The 20,767-nt window shown below is 66.7% G+C and carries 17 protein-coding genes; 5 read left to right on the top strand and 12 right to left on the bottom strand.

Annotated elements, in window-relative coordinates; translation table 11 throughout:
• Nucleotides 1-206: 206 nt before the first annotated feature.
• From ACTRO_RS27925 to ACTRO_RS27905, 5 genes are all read left to right on the top strand, one after another.
• The gene (locus tag ACTRO_RS27925; protein WP_034267776.1) at nt 207-2,369 is read left to right on the top strand and encodes a DNA methyltransferase family protein; all 2,163 of its coding nucleotides are present in this window, start codon (nt 207-209) and stop codon (nt 2,367-2,369) included.
• A gap of 69 nt (nt 2,370-2,438) precedes the next feature.
• Nucleotides 2,439-4,061: a class I SAM-dependent DNA methyltransferase gene (locus ACTRO_RS27920; protein WP_034267773.1), complete on the top strand. Its 1,623-nt coding sequence runs from the start codon at nt 2,439-2,441 to the stop codon at nt 4,059-4,061.
• A complete protein-coding gene (locus tag ACTRO_RS46055) occupies nt 4,054-5,193 on the top strand; it encodes a restriction endonuclease subunit S (protein WP_084316568.1) in 1,140 nt (379 codons plus the stop codon). Before ACTRO_RS27920 ends, ACTRO_RS46055 begins: the two co-directional genes overlap by 8 nt.
• Complete coding sequence (locus ACTRO_RS27910; protein WP_051451496.1) at nt 5,190-8,396, top strand: type I restriction endonuclease subunit R; 3,207 nt, start codon at nt 5,190-5,192, stop codon at nt 8,394-8,396. Before ACTRO_RS46055 ends, ACTRO_RS27910 begins: the two co-directional genes overlap by 4 nt.
• 57 nt (nt 8,397-8,453) lie before the next feature.
• Nucleotides 8,454-9,332: a hypothetical protein gene (locus ACTRO_RS27905; RefSeq protein WP_034267765.1), complete on the top strand. Its 879-nt coding sequence runs from the start codon at nt 8,454-8,456 to the stop codon at nt 9,330-9,332.
• On the opposite strand, the gene ACTRO_RS27900 is transcribed toward ACTRO_RS27905, so the two are convergent.
• The 12 genes from ACTRO_RS27900 to ACTRO_RS27845 all read right to left on the bottom strand — a co-directional run bounded on the left by ACTRO_RS27900 (nt 9,329) and on the right by ACTRO_RS27845 (nt 20,381).
• A complete protein-coding gene (locus tag ACTRO_RS27900) occupies nt 9,329-11,884 on the bottom strand; it encodes a LysM peptidoglycan-binding domain-containing protein (RefSeq protein ID WP_157436489.1) in 2,556 nt (851 codons plus the stop codon). The genes ACTRO_RS27905 and ACTRO_RS27900 overlap by 4 nt on opposite strands.
• 10 nt (nt 11,885-11,894) lie before the next feature.
• The gene (locus tag ACTRO_RS27895) at nt 11,895-12,377 is read right to left on the bottom strand and encodes a TadE/TadG family type IV pilus assembly protein (RefSeq protein ID WP_051451495.1); all 483 of its coding nucleotides are present in this window, start codon (nt 12,375-12,377) and stop codon (nt 11,895-11,897) included.
• Nucleotides 12,378-12,379: 2 nt separating this feature from the next.
• Nucleotides 12,380-12,820, bottom strand: a complete 441-nt coding sequence (locus ACTRO_RS27890) for a TadE/TadG family type IV pilus assembly protein (protein ID WP_084316567.1) — start codon at nt 12,818-12,820, stop codon at nt 12,380-12,382.
• A complete protein-coding gene (locus ACTRO_RS27885) occupies nt 12,817-13,224 on the bottom strand; it encodes a TadE family protein (RefSeq protein ID WP_051451494.1) in 408 nt (135 codons plus the stop codon). Before ACTRO_RS27885 ends, ACTRO_RS27890 begins: the two co-directional genes overlap by 4 nt.
• Before the next feature lies 1 nt (nt 13,225).
• On the bottom strand, nt 13,226-13,441 hold the full coding sequence (locus ACTRO_RS27880; protein ID WP_034267759.1) for a hypothetical protein: 216 nt from the start codon (nt 13,439-13,441) through the stop codon (nt 13,226-13,228).
• A 39-nt stretch (nt 13,442-13,480) separates the two neighbouring features.
• Nucleotides 13,481-14,368, bottom strand: coding sequence for a type II secretion system F family protein (locus tag ACTRO_RS27875; RefSeq protein ID WP_034267757.1), 888 nt, complete (start codon nt 14,366-14,368; stop codon nt 13,481-13,483).
• Between the two features lies 1 nt (nt 14,369).
• Entirely contained in the window at nt 14,370-15,011 is a 642-nt protein-coding gene (locus ACTRO_RS27870) for a type II secretion system F family protein (protein ID WP_051451493.1), read from the bottom strand.
• A 302-nt stretch (nt 15,012-15,313) separates the two neighbouring features.
• Complete coding sequence (locus ACTRO_RS27865) at nt 15,314-16,687, bottom strand: TadA family conjugal transfer-associated ATPase (RefSeq protein WP_211244429.1); 1,374 nt, start codon at nt 16,685-16,687, stop codon at nt 15,314-15,316.
• Nucleotides 16,684-17,454 carry a CpaE/TadZ family protein gene (locus ACTRO_RS27860; protein WP_157436488.1) on the bottom strand — a complete coding sequence of 257 codons (771 nt, stop codon included), beginning with the start codon at nt 17,452-17,454 and terminating at the stop codon, nt 16,684-16,686. Before ACTRO_RS27860 ends, ACTRO_RS27865 begins: the two co-directional genes overlap by 4 nt.
• Nucleotides 17,451-18,005, bottom strand: coding sequence for an SAF domain-containing protein (locus ACTRO_RS27855; RefSeq protein WP_034267753.1), 555 nt, complete (start codon nt 18,003-18,005; stop codon nt 17,451-17,453). The genes ACTRO_RS27860 and ACTRO_RS27855 overlap by 4 nt, the downstream gene beginning before the upstream one ends.
• Before the next feature lie 979 nt (nt 18,006-18,984).
• On the bottom strand, nt 18,985-19,551 hold the full coding sequence (locus ACTRO_RS27850) for a hypothetical protein (protein WP_157436487.1): 567 nt from the start codon (nt 19,549-19,551) through the stop codon (nt 18,985-18,987).
• A gap of 200 nt (nt 19,552-19,751) precedes the next feature.
• On the bottom strand, nt 19,752-20,381 hold the full coding sequence (locus ACTRO_RS27845) for a helix-turn-helix transcriptional regulator (RefSeq protein WP_157436486.1): 630 nt from the start codon (nt 20,379-20,381) through the stop codon (nt 19,752-19,754).
• Nucleotides 20,382-20,767: the final 386 nt, after the last annotated feature.

The raw sequence follows: 20,767 nt of genomic DNA, 5'->3' as shown, positions 1-20,767 counted from the left end.
ACTCCCTTAGCGTTCGACAGTCGCCGACGATGCCGTCGGCGTGCCGCAACTGTGCGCGCTGCCTGGGTTGCCAAGCCAGTGGATTCAGCGTTAAGGGGGTTTAACAATGATCGAGAGTGCAGACGTCTGGCGGCCCGGCTAGAGTGCTGACGTCGCGCAAGAAAAGAGCGCGCACCCAGGATGGCACACGCTCGGGGAGGACGGACGTGCCCGACACGGATGGTTCCAGTGTGACCACGGGCTTGATGACGCTCGCGGAGATCGCGCAGTTGGCCGGCGTCAGCCGACCCGCGGCGACGAACTGGCGCCGACGCTTCGCGGACTTCCCTGCACATGCCGGGCCGGATCCGGCACGCCCGCAGTTCTCCGTGAACGAGGTCATCGCGTGGCTGTTGGCGCACGGCAATCTCGGGCATGCGCAGCCGTCCGAGCTCCAGTTCGAGGCTGCACTGCATTCACTCTCGGGGTACGCGGCGGAATTCGGCGCGGGTCGGTTGTTGCAGATCACCAGTTCTCTGCTGTGTCTGCGGGCGCTCGACGACGCCGACGGGCCGCTCACCGCGGGCGAGCACGATTCCGCTGATGCCGTGGCGTCGCGCGAGCGTGCTTGGGCCCGGATCGTCAAGCGCGCCCGGGACGAAGACGAGGAGGACGAGTTCCTCCTCAGCGAGATCGAGGGTGCCGACGCAAAGTCGGTGGCGCTGGCACGGCTGGCGGACTCGCTGGCTGAAGCCGCGTACGGCGCGGACAACGCGTTGGAGCGGGTGCTGGCGGCGCGTCACCGGCTTGGGATGACCACATTGACTGTGCACACTCTCGTCCCGCAGCTAGCCGTGCTGATTGCGAGGTTGTCCGGCGCCGCGGCGCATGCGCGTCGCGAAGGATCGGTGGCGATCGCCGACTTCCGGGCCGGTGCCGGAGATGTGCTGCAGGCGCTGGCCGAAGAAGCAGGCCCGGACGTGGACGTCACCGTGCTCGCTGCCGAATCCGATCCGGCGCTCGCACGCCTGGCCCGTCGCCGGATGCTGACCCAAGGGGTCGACTATCTAAACCTCGATCTTCAGGTCGGCGCCGACCTCCGGCTGGACCTGGCTGATCCGGACATTGCCGTGGCCTGTCTGCCGTATGAGGCAGCGGAAGATCGCGACGGCGTGCGGGTGTTTACGCAAATCCAGCGCATCCTGGCGGACAGCGGCGACCAGTGCTCGACGATCCTGGCATTCGGTCCCGCCGACGCGCTCGTCGGATCACTGCCGCTGACATCGCAGGCAGAGCGCGAGCGACGGCGCCTGCTCGATTCCGGCGCCGTGGAGACGGTTATCCGGCTGCCCGGCGGCATGCTCCCATTCCGTGCCGGCTATCAGAGCGCGCTGTGGATTCTGCGGCGCAGGCCGGTGGCGCAGGCGCGAGGCAGGATCCTACTGTGCGACGTCTCCGCTCAGCCGTTGATTGACGAGGTCGTAGGTGACCTGGCGCAGGACGTCCACCACTGGCGCGCGGCAGGATACGACCCGGCCGGCTACCGGCTGCGGTACGGCGTTCCGGTCGGGATCCGGGAACTCGCGCAGCAGCCGGGCGCAGCGCTCGATCCCCCGCGCAGGCCGTCGCTCTACGAGGTGCGCCACGGTGCGGACGAGCGAGTGCACGCCATCCGGCAGGCCGAAGCAGAACTTTCCGACATCCGGGAGAAGGCAGCGAAGCTGCCCCGGTTGCTGCCCGCTGTGCCGCAGCGTCGCACCGACGGCCCGCCGACACGTACGACGCTGGGCGCCCTGATCGCGGCGAAGCGGATTGAGGTCGTTCCGGGCCTGCGCCTAGACCAGGCGCATCTTGGCGCGGAAGGCGAACACAGTGTGATCGGCGCGGCAGAGGTGGCTGAGCGAGCAAGCGTAGGCAAGCGGCGCATCGATCTGCTTGCGCTGGTCGCGAACTACGGGCAGTCGCAGCTGACCGAACCCGGAGATGTCGTGATCTGCATCGGCGACGAGGTGACCGTGTACGTGGATGAGCGGGGCGCGAACGTCGTTGAGTTCCCCGCTCGAGCACTGCGCATCCGCCCCGGCAGCCGGGCAGAGACCGAAACGCTGCCCACGCCGCGGGTACTGGCGGCCCTGCTCAGCGCGGGACGCGGCGCCGGACGCGCGAAGACCGCAGTACGCCCGGCCCGCAAGCTCGACGACCTCGAGCTGCCTGTGCTCAACGCCCGAGAGATCACGCACTACGACGTATTGCTGAGAGACCTGCACAAACGCAGGGACCTGATAGCGGAGCAGCTGGGCGCGGTGGACCGGATCCGCGCACTGACGGCACGAGGCGTCACCGACGGAACCCTCACCGTAAGCTCGGCTCCGGCACCAGACCTTGTTTGATCCCGCAGAACCTGACTGCAACGAACCTGACCCCCGAGAACCCATCGACCGCAGGAGTGAGAAAAGCCAGTGCCACCGCGTAAGCGAGCCTCGACCGCCGGACAGGGCGAACTGTTCGGCGCGACCAGCACCAAGGACATCCAGGACATTCTCTGGCAGGCGGCGGACAAGCTGCGCGGCTCGATGGATGCCTCGCAGTACAAGGAGTTCGTGCTCGGGCTGGTGTTCCTCAAATACGTCTCGGACGCGTTCGCCGACCGGCGCGCCACGATCCGCACGGAGCTGCACGATGCGGGCGAGTCCGAGGATTTCATCCGCGACACACTCGAGGACGAGGACGAGTACACCGGCGAGAACGTCTTCTGGGTCCCAGTCGAATCGCGCTGGGACTTCCTTGCCGAGAGCGCGGCGAGCGGACGCATCGGCGAACTGCTCGACGCCGCGATGCTCGCGATCATGAACAGCAACGCCCGGCTCAAGGGCGTACTGCCGATGATCTTCAACCGGGACAACGTCGACCAGACGCGGCTGGCCGGCCTGGTCAACCTGATGAACGACGCCAGGTTCACCGGACACGCGGGCAAGAGCGCGCAGGACGTGCTGGGCGAGGTGTACGAGTACTTCCTCGCGAAGTTCGCCGCGGCCGAAGGCAAGCGCGCGGGCGAGTTCTACACTCCGGCGAGCGTGGTGCGGCTGCTGGTCGAGGTACTCGAGCCGTACACGGGACGCGTGTACGACCCGTGCTGCGGATCGGGCGGAATGTTCGTGCAGGCCGGGAAGTTCATCGAGGCGCACCGCGGCAAGACGCACAAGGCGGATATCTCGGTCTACGGACAGGAGTTCACCGAGCGGACGTGGCGACTGGCGAAGATGAACCTGGCCATCCACGGCATCGAGGGCAACCTCGGACCGCGCTGGGCGGACACGTTCGCCGACGACAAGCACCCGGACATGCGCGCCGACTTCATCCTGGCGAACCCGCCGTTCAACATGAGCGACTGGGCGCGCAAGACGGACGACAAGCGGTGGAAGTATGGGGTTCCGCCGCAGGGCAACGCGAACTACGCGTGGCTGCAGCACATGCTGTACAAGCTCGCGGACCAGGGCAGCGCCGGCGTGGTGCTCGCCAACGGGTCGATGAGCTCGAAGCAGTCCGGCGAAGGCGAGATCCGGCAGGCCATGGTGGAGGCGGACCTGGTCGCGTGCATGGTCGCACTGCCGCCGCAGCTGTTCCGGTCCACGCAGATCCCGGCGTGCCTGTGGTTCTTGACGAAGGACAAGACGTCGAGAGGCGGCAAGCTCGCGGACCGCAGCGGGCAGATGCTGTTCATCGACGCGCGCAACATGGGCACGATGGTGGACCGGACCGAGCGGGTGCTCACGGCCGAGGACCTCGCGCGGATTGCGGGGACGTACCACGCGTGGCGGGGGACGCCGTCGGCGAAGGCTGAGGGGACGGCGTACGAGGATGTCGCAGGGTTCTGTAAGTCGGCGGAGCTGGCGGACGTGCGGAAGCACGAGTATGTGCTGACACCGGGGAGGTATGTCGGCGCGGCCGAAGTCGAGGACGCGGACGACGAGCCGATCGGCGAGAAGATCGAGCGGCTGACGCAGGAGTTGTTCGGGCTGTTCGAGAAGTCGGCCGAGCTGGAGCAGGTCGTGCGCGAGCAGCTGGGGAGGATCGATGTCTGAGTGGCGCGAGACCACGATCGGCGACGTGATGCTGCTTCAGCGTGGAGTTGATATCACGAAGTCAGAGCAGCGACCCGGCACTGTGCCCGTCGTTTCCTCCGGAGGTATTTCTAGCTACCACGACACGGCTGTCTCTGATGGCCCGGGCGTCGTGATCGGACGCAAGGGAACACTGGGCAAGACATTTTACCTATACGGGCCATATTGGCCCCACGACACAACGCTCTGGGTGAAGGACTTCAAGGGAAATTGCCCACGGTTCGTCTATTACTTCATGGCGACCATGAACTTTCTGAGCATGGATGTTGGATCATCGAATCCGACGCTTAACCGCAACCACGTCCACCCAATCCCAATCCGATGGCCGACGCTTAGCATCCAGAATGCTATCGCGGCGGTGCTCGGTGCGCTGGACGACAAGATCGCGGTCAACGAGCGCATCGCGGCGACAGCACTTGACCTAGCCGATGCGAACTTCGGTCGGGTCGAGATCTCCACCAGAGCCACCTTGGCCGAACTCGTTCAGCGCGGCGAGCTCGCCTTTGGCGACGGCTACCGCACCAAGAAGGTGGAGCACGGTCATCCCGGCATCCCGATTCTGCGGGTAAGCGACATCCAACACGGACAGATCTGTCCGACGCCCACCGATTTTGTCTCCGTCGAGTTCCGTCCGCAGATGGGCGCTAAGGTGTCGCAAGCCGGCGATGTCGTGCTCACGACTAAGGGCACGGTCGGCCGAGTTGCTTTGGTGCCGGACGGTCTGAGCGAGTATGTGTACAGTCCCCAGGTCTGCTTCTTCAGGCCGTCATCCATCGGAGCGATTGGCAGCCATTTCATTTTCCTGTGGATGCGTAGTCGAGAATTTGCCGCACAGGTCGAGCCGCTGAAAGGCCAGACGGACATGGCTGATTACATCAGTCTCAGCGATATCCGTGGGTTGCGGATCGGCGTCCCAGAAGATGCACAGCTTCGCCAACTCACCGAGACCGTACGGCCGCTGTTGGAACGCATCGAGGCGGCACAGCGAGAATCCCTCACGCTCGCCGCTCTCCGCGACACGCTTCTCCCCAAGCTCATGTCCGGCCAGATCACCATCCGCGAAGCCGAATCCCTCGTCGAGGAGGCGACATGACGCCGACATCCCCCTCCCCCCGCGGCATGTCCGAGGACTCCCTTGAACTCCTCGTCCTCGACGAACTCGGCGAACTCGGCTGGCCGTCGCTCGCCGGCAAGCTCATCGGCCCGCGCTCCGGTGAGCGCCAGTCCTGGGACGAACTCCACATCCCCCACCGTGTCCGCGAAGCCATCGCCCGCCTCAACCCGCAGCTCCCTGCGTCCGCCGTCGCCGACGCGTACACCGCGCTGGTCACCCCGGCGTCCCAAGACGCCTTCGCCGAGAATAAGCGCGTCCACGACTACCTCACGCACGGCATCCGCCTCACCTATACCGACGAGTACGGCGCCGAGCAGTCTCCGACCGTCCGCGTCATCGACTTCGCCAACCCGTCCGCCAACGACTTCCTCGCCGTCAACCAGGTCACCGTCAAGTCCGGCGACAAAGAGCTCCGCTTCGACGTCGTCCTCTACGTCAATGGCCTGCCGCTCGTCTTTATCGAGCTGAAGAAGCCCGGCGCGGAGCATGCCAACGTCGAGACCGCGTTCACCCAGCTCATGAACTACCGGTCCGACTTCCCCCTGTCCTACCGCTTCAATGTTCTCTGCCTGGCGTCTGATGGCGTCTCCGCGCGGTACGGCACCGCGTTCACCCCGTTCGAGCACTACGCGCGCTGGAATGTCGACGAGCATGGCCTACCCATCGGTGGCTCCGGCCTCGACTTCCACGAGACCGCCCTCGGCGTCGCCCTGTACGGACTGTTCCCGCATCCCCGGCTGCTCTCCCTCCTCGCCGACTTCATCAACTTCGCCGACACCGGCGACAAGAAGCTGAAGCGGATCGCCAAGCCTCATCAGTACTTCGCCGTCACCAAGGCCGCCCGCGCCATCGTCCGCGCGACCCGGGAGGACGGGCGGGCCGGCGTGGTCTGGCACACCCAGGGTTCTGGCAAGAGCGAGGAGATGGTGCTGACCGCCGCGATGGCGATGAAGGACCCTGCGCTCGGCAACCCGACCATCGTCGTCGTCACCGACCGGCTTGACCTCGACGACCAGCTCTACAACGTCTTCAAGGAGAGCTCGATCCTGCCGTGCGCGCCCAAGCAACTCACCTCACGTGAGGAGTTGCGGGCGGAGCTGTCCAACGTGCGCACGGGGGGCATCAACTTCGTCGTGCTGCAGAAGTTCGGGCGTACCAAGGCAGAGACGGAGGCCAACCTCGACCATCCGCTGCTCTCCGAGCGCCGCAACATCGTGCTGATGGTCGACGAGGCCCACCGCAGCCACTACGACACCCTCGACGGCTACGCCAAGCACATCCGCGACGCGCTGCCCAACGCCACGCTGCTCGCGTTTACCGGCACGCCACTCTCGAAGGCTGACAAGAACACGCGCGACATATTCGGCGGGTACGTCGATATCTACGATCTGCGCCGCGCGGTCGACGACGAGGCGACCGTCCGCGTCCTGCACGAGAGTCGGCTGATCGAGCTCCAGCCTGTGGGCGACCTTGCCGCGCTTGACGACGCCGCCGATCGGGCCACCACCGGGCTGACCGAACAAGAACGCATCGAGGCCGAACGTGCCGCCATCAGGCTTGAGGACCTGTTCGGGGCCGACGCTCGCATCGCTACTCTTGCCGACGACCTGATCGCGCACTGGGAGGAGCGGAGGGAACGGATGCGTCCGTTCCTCGATGGCCGCACCGGCAAGGCGATGATCGTATGCGTCAACCGGAACGTCTGCGTCAAGCTTTACGACGCGCTGCGCGAGCGTCGACCCCACTGGCACGACGACGCCCCCGACAAGGGCGTGATGAAGATCGTATTCTCCGCTGAAAACAGCGACCTTCCGCACATCAAGAAGCACCGGCTCCGGCCCGCGCTGAACAAGGCCGTCCAGGCCCGGGCCAAGGATCCGACCGACCCGCTTGAGCTCCTCATCGTCTGCGACATGCTGCTGACCGGGTACGACGCGCCGCCGCTACACACGATGTACATGGACAAGCCTCTCCATGGTGCGAACCTCATGCAGGCACTCGCGCGCGTCAATCGGCGATACCTGGATAAGAAGGACGGCCTGCTCGTCGGATACGCAGCGTTGACCGACAAACTGCACCAGGCACTGGCCGAATACAGCACCAGCGACCACGACGAGCAGAGCGACCCGACGCACGGCCGCGACATTGCCGACGCGATCCGGGAAACCCGGCAGGCCCACGAAAACCTCTGCCGGATGCTTACCGACATTCCCTGGCGCAACGAACTCGACCGGGCGGCGCGCCGCGGCAAGTACCTCCGGGGCGTGCTCTATCTCGTCGACCAGCTGCGTAACCCGCAGCGTCCGGAGAACATCGTCGAGCCCGGAGACGACGATCTAGGTAGCCGTTTCCGGCACGAGTCCTCCCGGCTCGAACGGCTCTACGCCCTGTGCTCCGCTCGCCGCGAAGAACTGCGCGACCTGGTCGACGACATCCGGTACTTCCACGACGTGCGCGTGTGGATGCTCAAGTTCGACGCCGACGAGGCCGAGGCCCGCGGACTGCCGACCCCGCGCGGCGTCGAGTTCCTGCTGCGAGAGCTGGCTGCGCGAGCCATAGAGGCCGGCGGCGTCACCGACTTGTACGCCCAAGCCGGCCTGGATCTGCCCGATTTAAGCCACCTGGACGCCGCGTACATCAAGAAGCTGCAGGAGTCCGCGACGCCGCATCTGGAGATCGAGGCGCTGCGGCGCCTCGTCGAGAGCCGGATGCGCAAGGTCAACAAGCACAACCTCGTACGTCAGCAGGCGTTTTCCGAGCGTCTGCAGAACCTGATGAACCGCTACCGAAACCAGCAGCTGACCAGCGCGCAGATCATCGCGGAACTCGTCGAGATGGCCAAGCAGATCCACGCCGACGAGTCGCGCGGCCAGCAGTTCACGCCGCCGCTCAACGAAGATCAGCTCGCTTTCTACGACGCCGTCGCGGAGAATCCCTCCGCAGTGGACGTCATGGGCAAAGACGTCCTCGCGGAGATCGCCCGCGACCTCGTTGCCACAGTGCGCCGGGACCTGAAGACCGACTGGCTGCAACGTGAAGCCGTACAGGCGAAATTACGCACCACGATCAAGCGGCTGCTGCGTAAGCACGGCTACCCGCCGGACAAGCAGGCCAGCGCTGTCGAGCTCGTCATCCGCCAGGTCGAGACCTTCGCTGAGGAGTGGAGCGACCCGGCGCAGTGAGCTGACGCCCCGCCGGGTTAGTCGTCGTCGATCGTCCATCACTATCGAGGGGGAAGTGTGACTACTGCATCCCGCGTCACCTCGCTGCCCACGCGCAGCCTTATCAGGATCGTCATGGATATGGACCTGATCGGATACGACTGGGAGTCGACTGACAAGCGGGCCGCAGCGTTCGCGGAGCTGACGAGCCGGGCCGGTAGCGCCGAGTTCGCGCTCGCCTGGCTGGTCGAGCACGCGAGTCGACACTATGAGCTCGTCGATCTGATCATGACGGGCTCCCAGAGCGTGCCGAGTATGGGCGTCGAACCGCCTCATCCGGTTGCGCTGGACGGGCTCTACCTTGTGGCCACGACCCGTACCATCGCAGACGACCTGAGGTTCGGCGCGGCTTGCACCCTTGCGCTTGCGTCACCCGAGGACGGCTACCTCCGCGTACGTCATCTCTTGAGCCACAGCGGCATTTATTGGGTCAACCATGCCGTTTTGAACGATTACGACCTGGACGTTGTCCGAATTGCCGAACTGCTCGTCCGCGACGGCGCCGTCGCTTACGCGATCCGAGCCGATCTCGCCGAAAGCCTCTTGCTGGGCAGCAGGTCGCCGGACAAGCTTTCCGCTGCCGTCAAGGAGTTCGTAACGGATCCGTCCGTTCCCGAACGCTACCGTTTTCCGCTCGCCATGAGCCTGTGCGGACCGCTGGACCGCCGGCATGCGGACTCATTCGAGACGGGCGTACGTCTGATCCGTGGCGTGGCGAACGACCCGACTGTGAGCGGGCTGCACCGCGTCCAGTTGGCTGAGAAACTGCTCGAGGTGGACAGCTGGGAGGGGGAGGAACTTCTTTCCGGCCTGGCTGAGAGCAGGAACCTGGATTCGTCCGCGCGCGAACTCGCCCGGCGCTCGCGTATTGCTGCGGGGGTGAATATCGAGGGTTAGATGATAAGGGCGCTGTGGTCTCTTGCTGGTTCCATCTCAGTGAGCTCGGATGCGAGTGCGGCGGCCTGCCGGTCGTACGCAATGCGGGCGGTGGTGAGCCAGTCGCGATCCCAGTCGTCGAGGGCTTCGGCCAGCTCGCCACGGCACAGGCCCGCGGCTTCCTGGAGGAGTTCGAAGCAGAGGGCGGGGTCACGGGTGTGTCGTACCGCGCGCTCGATGCTTTCAAGAGCGGCGAAATCAGTCGTGATCCAGCGCGGGTTGAGCCGGAATCCGAGCGGCCCTGCGGTGATCAGTTCGGCGCCGGGCGGGTTCTCGTGGCAGGCCCCGCGCAGGAGCGTTCGTGCGCGGGCGATGGCGGAGCGGATCGGGGTGGCGTCCGTCCCGGTAACGTCCAGGCCGTCCCAGGCTTGGTCGGCGACCTGGGCGATGGTGCGGCCGCGCGGGTAGACCGCGAGTAGGGCCAGCAGGGCGGCGGTCTTGTCGCCGGTGACGGGGACGGTGCCTGCGGGTCCTTGGATCTCGATGGGTCCGAGGATGCGGAGCATCAGTGGAGGGGCTTCCGGCTGCTCATTGCGAGGACGCTCCGGTTCTCGCTCCTTGGTCGCCTGCACGGGTACGCGGATCGTCTGCGCTGCGACGTCGTCTTCCTCGCTCGCCGTGCTGCCGATGCCGCCGGTTTCGGAGGCATGCCGCGCTTGATGGTGCGGAGTGCGTGCGTTGCGCAGGACGTGGTAGATCTCGCCTGCCAGGTCTCGGTGGAGCGTCTGGAGGCGTAGGCCGGCGAACTGGGCGGCTGCCGGGCCGCGTGATTCGGTAACCTGTCCGTCGGCGGCGACGCGTGCCTGGGTGATTGTCTGCAGGTCCGCGGTACCGATCGCTGTCTGACTGAGCACGACGACAGCGAGAGGGGCTGGTGCCGTGCCTATGGCCTTGATGGTTCGTGCCAGGTCAAGGCCTGCGGCCGGAGTGAAGAGGACTGTGGCCATGGATGTCGCTGTGGCCGTGTGCCCAGGCGCGGCCGCGTTTGGATTGGGCAGGACGGCGGCGAGCGCGGCCTCGTCGGTCGTGGGGGTGAGGAGCAGCCATCCTGGGACGTCGACGTGCTCGATCGGCCCGAGAAGCTCTCGTGCAAGCCCGTCGTCTGTGACGACGCGGAAGGAGCGCGCCTTGTCTTTTCCGATGGCCTCAAGGCCCGGGAACAGTGGCATCTCAGTGTCCGCGGCGAGGATGCTGAGCATGAGGGCCGATGCTGCCTCGAGCGCACCGGGGCCGGTGAGAGCGAGGAGCTTGAGGTTCTCCGGGTCGTACGCCGATTCGCGGCTCTGATCAGGGCCGAGGCCGAGGATGGGTGCGCCGGGCTTTGGTGTGAAGAGTGGTGGCGGGGTGGCGCCGGGAGCCTGCTCTTCGGGCAGATAGCCGTAGCTGGCGGAGGCGTGGGCGCTGCGGGCGGCCGACGCCAGTGCTCTGACGGACGCGGGAATTGTTGCGTCGTCGCTGTTCTTCGTCCTCTTGCGCACGAGTACAGTGCACGCGGCGGCGATGGCGGACAGGAGGGTGATTCCGAGGTAGCCACCGGGCAAAGTCCATCCGGCGGTGTGGGGTACAGCGGGGGTCGCGGCCCGTGGCGCGGGCGTCGTGGGGGCGGGCGCGTGCCACGGCCGGGTCGGGGACGGGTTTGTGGGGGCGGCGTCGTGGGCCGTCGCGGGCGCTGTGGCCGTATTGCCGGGTGCCGCGTGCTTCGCATGCGTGCCGGGCGTTCGGGGGGCGACGTGGGGCGTGTGCGGCGAAATGGCGGGCGCGGCGCCGTGGGGCCGGGTAGGCGCGCGTGTGGACGGCACGGCGTCCGTTGGCGCGGGGGCGATTTCCGTCCCGGCCGTGCCCGCTGCTGTCGGTAGGACCAGCGTCCAGCCGGGGTCGATCGCGCCGGGGTCGGCCAGTTCTCCGCCAGCAGACTGAGGGATGTGCTCGTTCTCCTTGAAGACCCTCGTCCAGTCCCGGCCGTCGCCGAGTTGCTGCTCGGCGATGCTCCACAGCGTGTCGCCGGGCTGCACGGTGTACGTCACGGGCGCGGCCTGCTGCTCATGATGCCGGTGCTGACTGGGAAGGCGCTGCGTCGATTCGAGCTCGGCGTGGACATGGGTGATGCTGGCTGCCAGATCCGTGGCCGCAGCTGCGTGGGCAGTTTGGGTCGTGAGCATGGAGCCGAGCGCGAGGGCTTGGACTGCGGCGGCCGGAGTGAGTCGCTGGAGCGCGGCTGGCAGGGCGACGGCGGGGAGCCGGAGCGTGATCCAGATCAGGGCGGTGGCGGTCCACAGGGCGTGCCAGATCCATGCGATCCACACCAGGTACACGAATGCGGTGAGGAGCGGGTGGATGGCCTCGGTGGGATCAGCCTGGAGCGTGTTCCACCAGACGACGAGCATGTCGGTGCTCGGCAGGCGTAGCGGGAGCGGGCTGCCGACGAAGAGATAGAGCGCTGTGGGCACGGCGATCGCGACGGCGGTGTCGCGCAGCAGTGGGCGCATGATGCTTGCCCGGGTGGGTTGGGTCACTGGGTTGCTCCTACTTCGCTCCGGATCCTGTCTGCGGTGTGGCGAGGTCGAATGGGCGCGAGATGCCGGGTTCGAGCTGGGCTGTCGCGGTGCCGGTCTCGGTGAGTGAGCCGACGCCGACCAGGCGCAGGATCTGGGTGCGTACGGTGCGTCTGGCGACGACGTGGACTTCGGTGCCGTGGATCTGGACGGTTCCGGCGTCGCCTGCTGCTGCGAGGTATCTGTATGCGGCGGTGGCGGCGTCTGCGGGGTTCAGCTTCAGGGCGCCGTGGCGCAGGTCTGAGGCGCTCACTGCGGTTTCTGCGGCACGTGCGGCGTCTTGCGCGTCGGTGATGGCTGCGGTTTTGCCGGCGAGGGCGAGTCCTCCGTCGACGAGGAGGCCCGCCACTATGACGAACACGGCGGTCATCAGCACTGCGAAGACGGTGATCGAGCCCTGCTCTGCGTCTTCGCGCGTCGGCCGCAGCGTCCGCCTTCGTCCGATCGATGGCATGGTCATCCCTCACTCGAGAACGGGTCGCGTGGGGAGGTGGCGGTGCCGACGAGGGTGATGTGGCCGGGCATGCCGGGTAGTGCGAGGTCGGCGAGTGGGACGTGGCAGGTGATCTGCACGGTCTCGCTTCCGCCGAGCGCTGCGGCGTTGTTGTGGACGGCGATTCCTGGGTCGGGGCAGGTGGACGAGCCTCTCAGCGTCGTCTCGGCGCTCCTCAGCGCTCGTGCTTGGGCGGATGATGCTGGGCCGAGGGTTGCTGCGCGGGCCGCCTGGCCTGCGGCTTCGCTGACCAGAGAGCGGGCGTCTGTGCCGCGGTGCAGTGCGGCGAACAGGAGAAGGAACATGATCAGCAGCGGCATGATGAGGACTGCTTCGACGCTGGCTGAGCCTCGGTCGTCGCGGCTTCGCGGGCCGCTTCGGTGAGCAGCGTGCGGCCGTCTCATTGCTGCTCCGCTTGGAAGCGTTCGACCGGTCCTGATTCGGTGACGCTCACCCGCTGCGTAAGTCCGAACAGGCTGGGAGCTGTACCAGTGATGGTCACGCTGGCCTCGGCCGAGGTGCGCTTGACCGTGACGGTGGGAGCGCGGAGGTCTCCGCTGAGCTGAGAGAGCATGTCCTGCCCACGCCCTCGCGCATCGTTGGCGCTTCCGCCCTGGGCTTCGGCAGCCGCGAGCGCTTCGGCGGTGGCGGCGCGTGCGGCTTGCTTGGCGAAGGCGTCGAGTGCGTACTGAACGGCGCCGAACGATACGGCTAGGACAAGGCCGATGACGAGGGCGAACTCGGCGGCGGCGCTTCCGCGTTCGCGGTCGTCGTCCTCCGGCTGCTGAGGTCTGATACGTGGGTTCATGTCAGAAGCTGATCGAGTTCGCCTTGTCGACGACCTTTTTGCCGATGATGGTGATCACGGAGACGGCGATGACTACGATCGCTGCGATAATCACTGCGGTCTCGACGGTGGTCGAGCCTCGCTCGCGGTCCTGTGCCTCCAGCCGTTCGGCAGCCCGGGTTCGCATGTTCTGGACGTACAGGTAGACCGCGATGGGCAACGTGCTGATCTTATTCATGGTCGATCCGTGTTCCGTGTGTTCGGCGGGCGCGGTTGTTCACAGGCTGTGGACGGCTTGCATGACTGCGGGGAAGGTGACCAGCAGCATGTAGCCGGCCATCAGCAGAGTCGTGGGGATGGCGGCTCGTTCGGTAGCCGCGACCGCATTCGCCTCTTGCTCGGCGAGGAGGCGGTCCCTGAGTACCTTCGCCCTGGTTGTGAGCGTGGCGCGGATGCGTGCGCCTTCGCTTCCGGCGACCGCCGCGCACGCGGCGAGTTCACTCAGTTCGGGGACGCCCGCATGCTCACCGAGTTGGCCGAGGGTTTCCCATAGCGGCTTCCGGCTGGTCTGCGCCACGGCGAGTGCCGTGCGCAGGTGGTCGTGGCCTGGTCCGAATCCGGGTTCGGCCGCGCTGATCAGCGCCTCCTCCAGTCCTGCGCCCGCGGCGAGCATGAGGGCCGCGAGGCCGAGGAATGCGCTGGTGGCGTGTCGGAGGTGCTCGCGGACTTTCTCGGCGTCGGAGTGGACCTTGTGCTCGGGATACATGAACCCGCCGAGTCCGCACAGCACGAGCGCGCCGATGGTGATCTGGACCGGGAGATCGATGCCGGCGAGGTGCAAGACCATCGGGTATGTGAAGCCGAGCAGGAGGAATGCGCCTGCGCACGCCGCCTGTGTCGCCAGGTGCTCTTCGGGACTGCGGTCGAGCAGGCGCAGGTCGCGCAGCCGTGACGGACGTGGCAGGCCGCACGCGCTCAGCAGCGGCACCGCGCGGCGCCCGGCACGAGCGAGCGGACTGGCGTCGACCGGTTGCTCCAGAGCGGTCTGCGGGCTGCGGTATGGGGCGGCGAGGGCGTCGCGGAGCGCGGGGCGGCGGGGGAAAGCGGTGGACAGAATCACCATGACGCCGACGCCGATCGCGATCCCGGGGATGAATTGAAGCATGTCAGCGGCCTCCTGACGCTGCTGCCGACTTCGCAGAGGGTTCGATGGTGCTGTGGTCGGCGGAGTCGCGGCGCTGTGCAGGCACTGAGGGGTTGGGCGCGAGGAGCCGCGGTGGGTCGGGAAGCTGCGAGAGTCGGCTGAGCCAGGCGAATCCGGCGGCGAACAGGCCCCCGATGATCAGGAGCGCCAACTGTCCGACTCCGCTCCCATAGGGCGCGAGGAATCTTCGGTCCAGGAGTGCGAGCGCGGCGCCTAGACCGAGCGTCACGCCGGTGATGACCCGCACGGCGGTGCGGGTGCGGGCTCGAGCGATCTGGATGCGTGTGTTCATCGCTGCTTGCTCCCGCGCGGTGGCGGCCAATGCGCCGAGGAGTCCGGCCAGGTCGCGGGCTGGGTTGGCCACCGCGAACCCGAGGGCGATCACGACGCGGTCAGCGATGGGGTCGGCGACTTCGTCGGCGAATACACGCAGGGCCATCTGCGGATCGCGGGCGAGGCGTTCGACGAGGCGGGAGGCGGCCGGAAGGATGGCGTCGGGTGCGAAGGGCGCGGTGGCGCGGATGGCCTCGAGCAGACCGGCCGAGGCGCTGAGGGTGTCCCGCATCATCTCGGCCCAGGAGGCGACCGCATCGATCCTGGCCATGTGAGCTTCGTGTGTGCGATCGCCGCCCATCATCAAGCTGGGCAGAAAGTACGCGGCACAGCCTGCCAGCAGCGCGGGCACCGGCCATCCGGTCAGCGCCCACGTCGCGACTCCCGCAGCTGTGGGCAAGGCGAGACGGCGTGGGCTGAACGCAGGTCGCTGCGAAACCGCGGCAGCTGCAGCGTCAGCGTTCGCCAACTGTCGCGCCGCGCGGGTGCCGCGGAGGAGCATCGTGTCAGCAGTCAGGGCGATTCCCACGCCGAAGCTTGCCCCGAGCAGGGTCAGGACTAGATACCGGCCTGTCATGGCGCGCCCTCTTCCCAGGTGCGCGGGTCGTATCCGGCACTCATCAGCCGCGCCATGCTCTGCGGACGCAGCGGCGCGAACGGCGCGGCGCGCCCGTCAGCGCCTGGCCGGTAGATCTCGTTCGTGTTCAGCATCGCGCCGTCAGAGCCGCACACTTCCCTCACAGAGGTGATCACCCGAGCACCATCTGAGGCACGTCCGAGCTGGACCATGAAATTGACCGCGGACGCGACGAGGCGGATGGTGGCCTCGGGCGAGAGCTTCTCGGGGGCCTGGAGCCCCAGGTTGATCAGGCGGTCGGCGACCTGTCCGGATGACGAGGCATGCACGGTCGCCAGCGATCCGTCCAGGCCGAGGTTCATGGCGTTGCACATCGGGATGAACTCGTCGTTGCGCAGCTCGCCGATGATGACCCTGTCCGGGGTCATGCGCAGCGCCCACCGGACGAGCTCAGCCTGGGTGATCCGGCCGTGGCCCTCGAGGTTCGCCTCGCGCGCCTGGAAGGCGACGACGTCGCGGTGACGATGCGGCAGAAGATCGAGGTTGAGCTCGTAGGTGTCCTCGATGGTCACCAGTCGCTCTTCGGGCGGGAGAGTGGAGGCGAGGGCGCGAAGCAACGTCGTCTTGCCGGCCGACGTGCCGCCAGAGATCAGGACATTGAACTTCGCGCCGACGAGCGCATGCAGTAGCTCGCCCAGCTGCTTGCTGCAGATACCGCCATCGACGAGGTCGGCCAGTGCCGTGTCGCGCAGCAGGTTCTTACGGATCGACAGGCACGGGCGGCGCGAGATTCCCATCGACGCGAACAGACGAGAACCGTCAGGCAGCTGGACGTTCAGGTTCGCAGTGCCGCGATCAAACCGCCGTTCCTGGCCACCGGAGTTCGCCAGTGACCTGATCAGGTCGACCATCGCTTCGTCGGAGGCCGCGATCGGCGACGCCTCAGTCACGCGTCCGTCCGCGCGGACGACGAAGACGTGGTCGCAGCCGTTCGCGTTGATCGTCTCGATATCCGGCGCATCGAGCAGTGCTTGAAGCGCACCATGCCCCAGGACCTCGGCGGCGACGGCGGCACGCACGCGCGCCTCGTCCTCCGGGGTGATCCCCCTCCGGCCTGCGCGCAGCTCGGCAGCATTGAAGCTGTCGAGTTCGCTCCCGAGGAATTCCTCAACGAGCTCGGCCTTACGCGCCGCGGGAAGCACAGCGCCTGTCGCGCGGACGCGCGCGGCGAGCTCGCTCTCAATCCGCTCGACGAGCCCGGAAGTCAGCGTCTGCTCAGTCTGCGGCGCCAGCATGTAGGCCGGTGCCTCGGCGGGAAACGGGACGGATGCCGGATCGGTGGTGGCCGCTGCCCACGGGTTCGGGTTCACGCCGACACCTCTGTCCGTGTGAGCCAAGCCACCAGCGGGTTCTGATGCGGCGCTGAGGCGCGGCCGTGAATGTCCGCCAGGGCGTCGGCTGCGCTGACGATCGCAGCGGCGGCGTGGACGAGCCGATTGCTCCGCGGCGTCTGAACGCTGGCCGAGCTGGCCAACCGCTCTGCGTGCTGTGGATGCCACGGGATCACGCCGAGCAGCGGAACCCCGAGCTCGCGCGCTACCTCTCTTGCGCCGAACTCCCCACGATCGATCAGTGCCAGCCCGATCCGCTGCCGGGTGTGCTCGTCGCCAAGGCCGCGGAGCAGGGCCTGCGTCTGCCCGAGGGACGCGGCGTCACGGCGCGTCACGACGATCCGCACCGCCTCATGGGACTCGAATGATGCGAAGTGAGGGCCGAACCGGCCAGCATCAATCAGGACCCGCGTTGCACTCGTGAGCAGCGCCTCCGCGATCGGCAGGATCAGCTCGCCGCCTGAAAGTACTGCCGAGACGCCGGCGGCACCGACCGGCGCGGGCAGGACGATGGCATTGGAACGAAGCCGCTGCGTGAAGCCTTCCAGCGCAACATCGGTGCCGCGTTCTCGGCGCACCCGGACGGCCAGCTCACTCAGGCCGGGAGACTGCGGAACGCCGGCACGAAGCGCGAGGTCCCCGCCAGCCGGGTCCATCTCCACCAGCACGCGGCCCGAGGCACACGCCATTGCCAGGCAGAGCGTTGTCACCCCGGGCGAACCCTTCGCGCTCGTCAATGTGATCACGAGGCGTCGCCGTTCGCGTCCAGGCCGACCAGGCTGCCACCCTGAGCTGCCGTGACCGCCGCGGCCGATGCGATCGGGACGAGCAGAACGACCACGCTCCCACCATCGTTCGCATTCGGCTCAGGTGCGATCGAGAGAACCTGACCTACCACCGGCGAGTTCGGCGTCGCGGGCGCTGCGGGCTGCGCCACGCTCTGCGCCGGGTCAGGAGGCATCACCGCGACGCGCTGCCCCGCGGCCAACTGAGGGGGATACGTCCCGGGCGTGACCTTGAACGCAACCTCGGCCATACCGGCCGGCGGGTACGTTCCGAAATCGCCGGCGGCGAGCAGCGTGTTCTTCGGGACCTCGACGTGGAGCGTCTTGCCGATCACCTGCGTCATCTCGACGGCCGGGATCACGTAAGAAGACGAGGCATCGGCATCGACGAGCGTGAAGTCCGAGCGCGTCAGGACGTGCCCAGCTGGAAGGTCCGCTGCGGCGACCATCACCTTCTGCGTAGAAGAAAGCATGCCGCTGACCGCCGGAACGCTCACCGCGCTGATCGCCACGATTGCTCCCGCCGAGAGATACCGCGCCCTCGGCGAGTCCCGCAGACGTGTCGACAGACTGCCTGTCTTGGTTGTCAAAGACATGAATTCATCTCCTGTCAGCCCACGACGACGCTTTGGATCTGCTCAACCGGCCAGGCCTGCGCGGTCGTCCTCGTGAGGTCCGGCAGCGTTCCCGACTGGCCGGCGCCCGACCACGTCACGCGCCACTCGATCGACGCCGACACGCTGAACCGCTGGCCCGGCGCCTCCGCCGACGTCGACCGGTAGACGTGGCCGCAATCCGGTGAGGGACCCGTTGGGTTGCTGGTAGCTGAGGCGTAGGGAGCTCCCGGGCCCATGCAGTGCGAGCGAGCACCGTCACCCCACGCCCAGTCCACGGCGTAGGGCGTGGCCGTAACGGTCGCTGAGACTCCCGGCAACGTCGCCGTCGCGGACATGGGCGCGAACCTCGGCGCGGAGATCCACGCCCACGTCGGCAGGTTCACCACCTTCGGCACATCGGAGCCAGGGCCGGGAGAAGAGGACAGTACGGGGGCGGGAAGACGAAGTAAGGCCTCCGCCCGCAAAGCCGCCTGGAGCGCTGTCGCTGTCTTGGCGGCGTCCGGGACCCACATGAAAGGCGTCCCATTGGGAATCTGGCCGCTGAGGCCGGCGAGCGTGGCGCACGGGGCCAGATACCAAGCGCCCGAACCGGTTTGATGGAAGGAGGCGCCTGCGGCAGCCGGTTGATAGTCCTGCCGACAGGATGCGAGTAGGTGTTGTCCGTCCGTCGCGGGCCCACTGGGTCGGCGAAGGCCGTGGGGCGCAACTGAGCCCTCAATCTGTGGGTCGATAATCTTCGACACGCTGACCGAGCACACGGCCGAGGACGCTGAGCACGTCGTCTCGGCGCCTGCGCCGCCGCCCGCCCAAGCAGTCGCGGTCGCGGAAGCTGTACAGAGGAGGGCACCGATGGTCACCCTCATGGAGCGATGTACTACTCGGGCGTACACGTGCCCTCCGCGCCCACGTTCAATGAGGTCGCCTTCCACGCCCCATTCAGGTCGGTCATGACCGTCGAATCTGTGCGGAATCCGCCGGGATCGTCGTCGATCGGCTTCCCGGTGGCGGAGTAATACACCAGGTCGTGGCGGTCGTCGACGCAGTCGGCAATGGTCACGGTCGGCGGCTTGGCAGCGAGATCTTCGCTGACGATGTGAGGGTGGAGAACGACGGCTCCTCTCGAAACCATTCCGTTCTTCTGGTAGAGGAAGATGTTCTGCGAGACGAGCAGGTAGGCCTGGCCATGGAAGTACTCGGCAAGGGCGGGTAGACGGTAGTTCGCGGTACTACCAGCCTGATTCACTGCGTTCCATGACGCCTGGTAGCTGGTAAGCGCCGCCTGGGCTGAGGGGTCCAACGTGCTACCAGCCGACGTCTTCATTGCCGTCGGAGAGGCGACGTGCGCGGCTGGCGCCTGGGGGTGGCTGCTGCAGCCGGCTGCCGAGCCGACGAGGACAGCGCCGCTCAGCCCAGCCAGCACACGTAGTACGACCTGCCCCACCTTCGGCTCCTGCCTACGCCAGTCCGCCCGATTAGACACGTACGGTAGCGAGACAAAGAGCCTATGAAACGGGCAAGGTGGGCTATTGAGAGGAGAAACACTCAAAATGGTGATTTCGAGAGATCGGCTGACCCGCTCTTTCTAAGCGTGCGCGCCCTTGGCACGCCATCGTCTGCCCTGATTCCATCACGCTCCGGCAGTCACACGTTGCCGGCAGCGCGGGCGCCAGCGTGACGCTCAGCAGGTTGCGCAGCGCCAGCCCTCGTGGTCTGGTGAACGAGGTGTGCGTTGAGCTCGACCAGCTTGTTGTACGTCTCGGCGAATACCGGCAGGACTGCAGCGAGCTGCTGCATCGTGTCGTCAACGACCTCAGGGAGCACCCGCTGATAGATCGCTTCCACTCCAGTCCCAATAACGTGGGCTAGGGCGAGGCGGTAGCCGATGGACGGCATCTTATGCTCACCGCGTTCCCACCTCTGAATCAAGCGCTTCGTGCATCGGTTTGGCATGCCGAGCGCCTGTCCGGCTTCGCGAAGCTCGGCGGCGAACTGCCCCTGGCTGAGGCGAAGTCGTCCAGTGCGGATCCTGCGCAGGCGATGTCCGTCAAGTTGGACCTCGGTGATGTGTTCGTCCGAGGTCTCGGCGATGCCAACGGTCTTGCAGCGCACTTTGGGCGGGTCGGTGATGTATTGGAAAGTCACGCCCTCGATCGCGTCTCGCAATGCTTCGAGATCGAAGCCGAAGTCGCGCGCAATCCGCGCAGGATCCATACCTTGGGACGCCAGAATGCGGGCGTTCCTGACCGCGTTATTGGTGAGATCAGCAGGCATGGAGATCCATTTCTTGAATATCGCGTGATGGGCTGGGGCTCTTTGCGGCACTGGTGGTCAGTCGTGCTGTCGCCCGGTCGGAGTGGAGCTACTCGGGCGGTGGGTGAAAAGGCCCGCCATGCTGGTCTCGGGCCGGCCACCAGTGCTGGAGGCTGGGGGTGAATCTCTCTTGCGACGGTCGAGCGATGCGCCCGGAATGTGCTCATCCTTTCGGGTGATGCACGATGAAACAGCCCACGTCGTACACGTAGCGCCTGGCCATTCCGCTCCCGCCCTCACGCCGGATGATTACCTGACTAGTAAACTGATCATGCCAATCTGAAAGAAGTGCTTGTTAGGGAGCAGTTCGTAGGGCAGATTGCATGACGGATCGTCAGATACAACTC

The organism is Actinospica robiniae DSM 44927 (genome assembly GCF_000504285.1).
Classification (GTDB): domain Bacteria; phylum Actinomycetota; class Actinomycetes; order Streptomycetales; family Catenulisporaceae; genus Actinospica; species Actinospica robiniae.
Note: the sequence above shows the minus strand (reverse complement) of the source record. Positions and strands in the feature narration are given on the sequence as shown.

Excerpts from the sequence above, each read along its gene's own strand:
- ACTRO_RS46055 (WP_084316568.1), top strand. The coding sequence starts at position 4,054 with ATGTCTGAGTGGCGCGAGACCACGATCGGCGACGTGATGCTGCTTCAG.
- ACTRO_RS27910 (WP_051451496.1), top strand. The coding sequence starts at position 5,190 with ATGACGCCGACATCCCCCTCCCCCCGCGGCATGTCCGAGGACTCCCTT.
- ACTRO_RS27895 (WP_051451495.1), bottom strand. The coding sequence starts at position 12,377 with ATGCCATCGATCGGACGAAGGCGGACGCTGCGGCCGACGCGCGAAGAC.
- ACTRO_RS27890 (WP_084316567.1), bottom strand. The coding sequence starts at position 12,820 with ATGAGACGGCCGCACGCTGCTCACCGAAGCGGCCCGCGAAGCCGCGAC.
- ACTRO_RS27885 (WP_051451494.1), bottom strand. The coding sequence starts at position 13,224 with ATGAACCCACGTATCAGACCTCAGCAGCCGGAGGACGACGACCGCGAA.
- ACTRO_RS27880 (WP_034267759.1), bottom strand. The coding sequence starts at position 13,441 with ATGAATAAGATCAGCACGTTGCCCATCGCGGTCTACCTGTACGTCCAG.
- ACTRO_RS27875 (WP_034267757.1), bottom strand. The coding sequence starts at position 14,368 with ATGCTTCAATTCATCCCCGGGATCGCGATCGGCGTCGGCGTCATGGTG.
- ACTRO_RS27870 (WP_051451493.1), bottom strand. The coding sequence starts at position 15,011 with ATGGCCAGGATCGATGCGGTCGCCTCCTGGGCCGAGATGATGCGGGAC.
- ACTRO_RS27845 (WP_157436486.1), bottom strand. The coding sequence starts at position 20,381 with ATGCCTGCTGATCTCACCAATAACGCGGTCAGGAACGCCCGCATTCTG.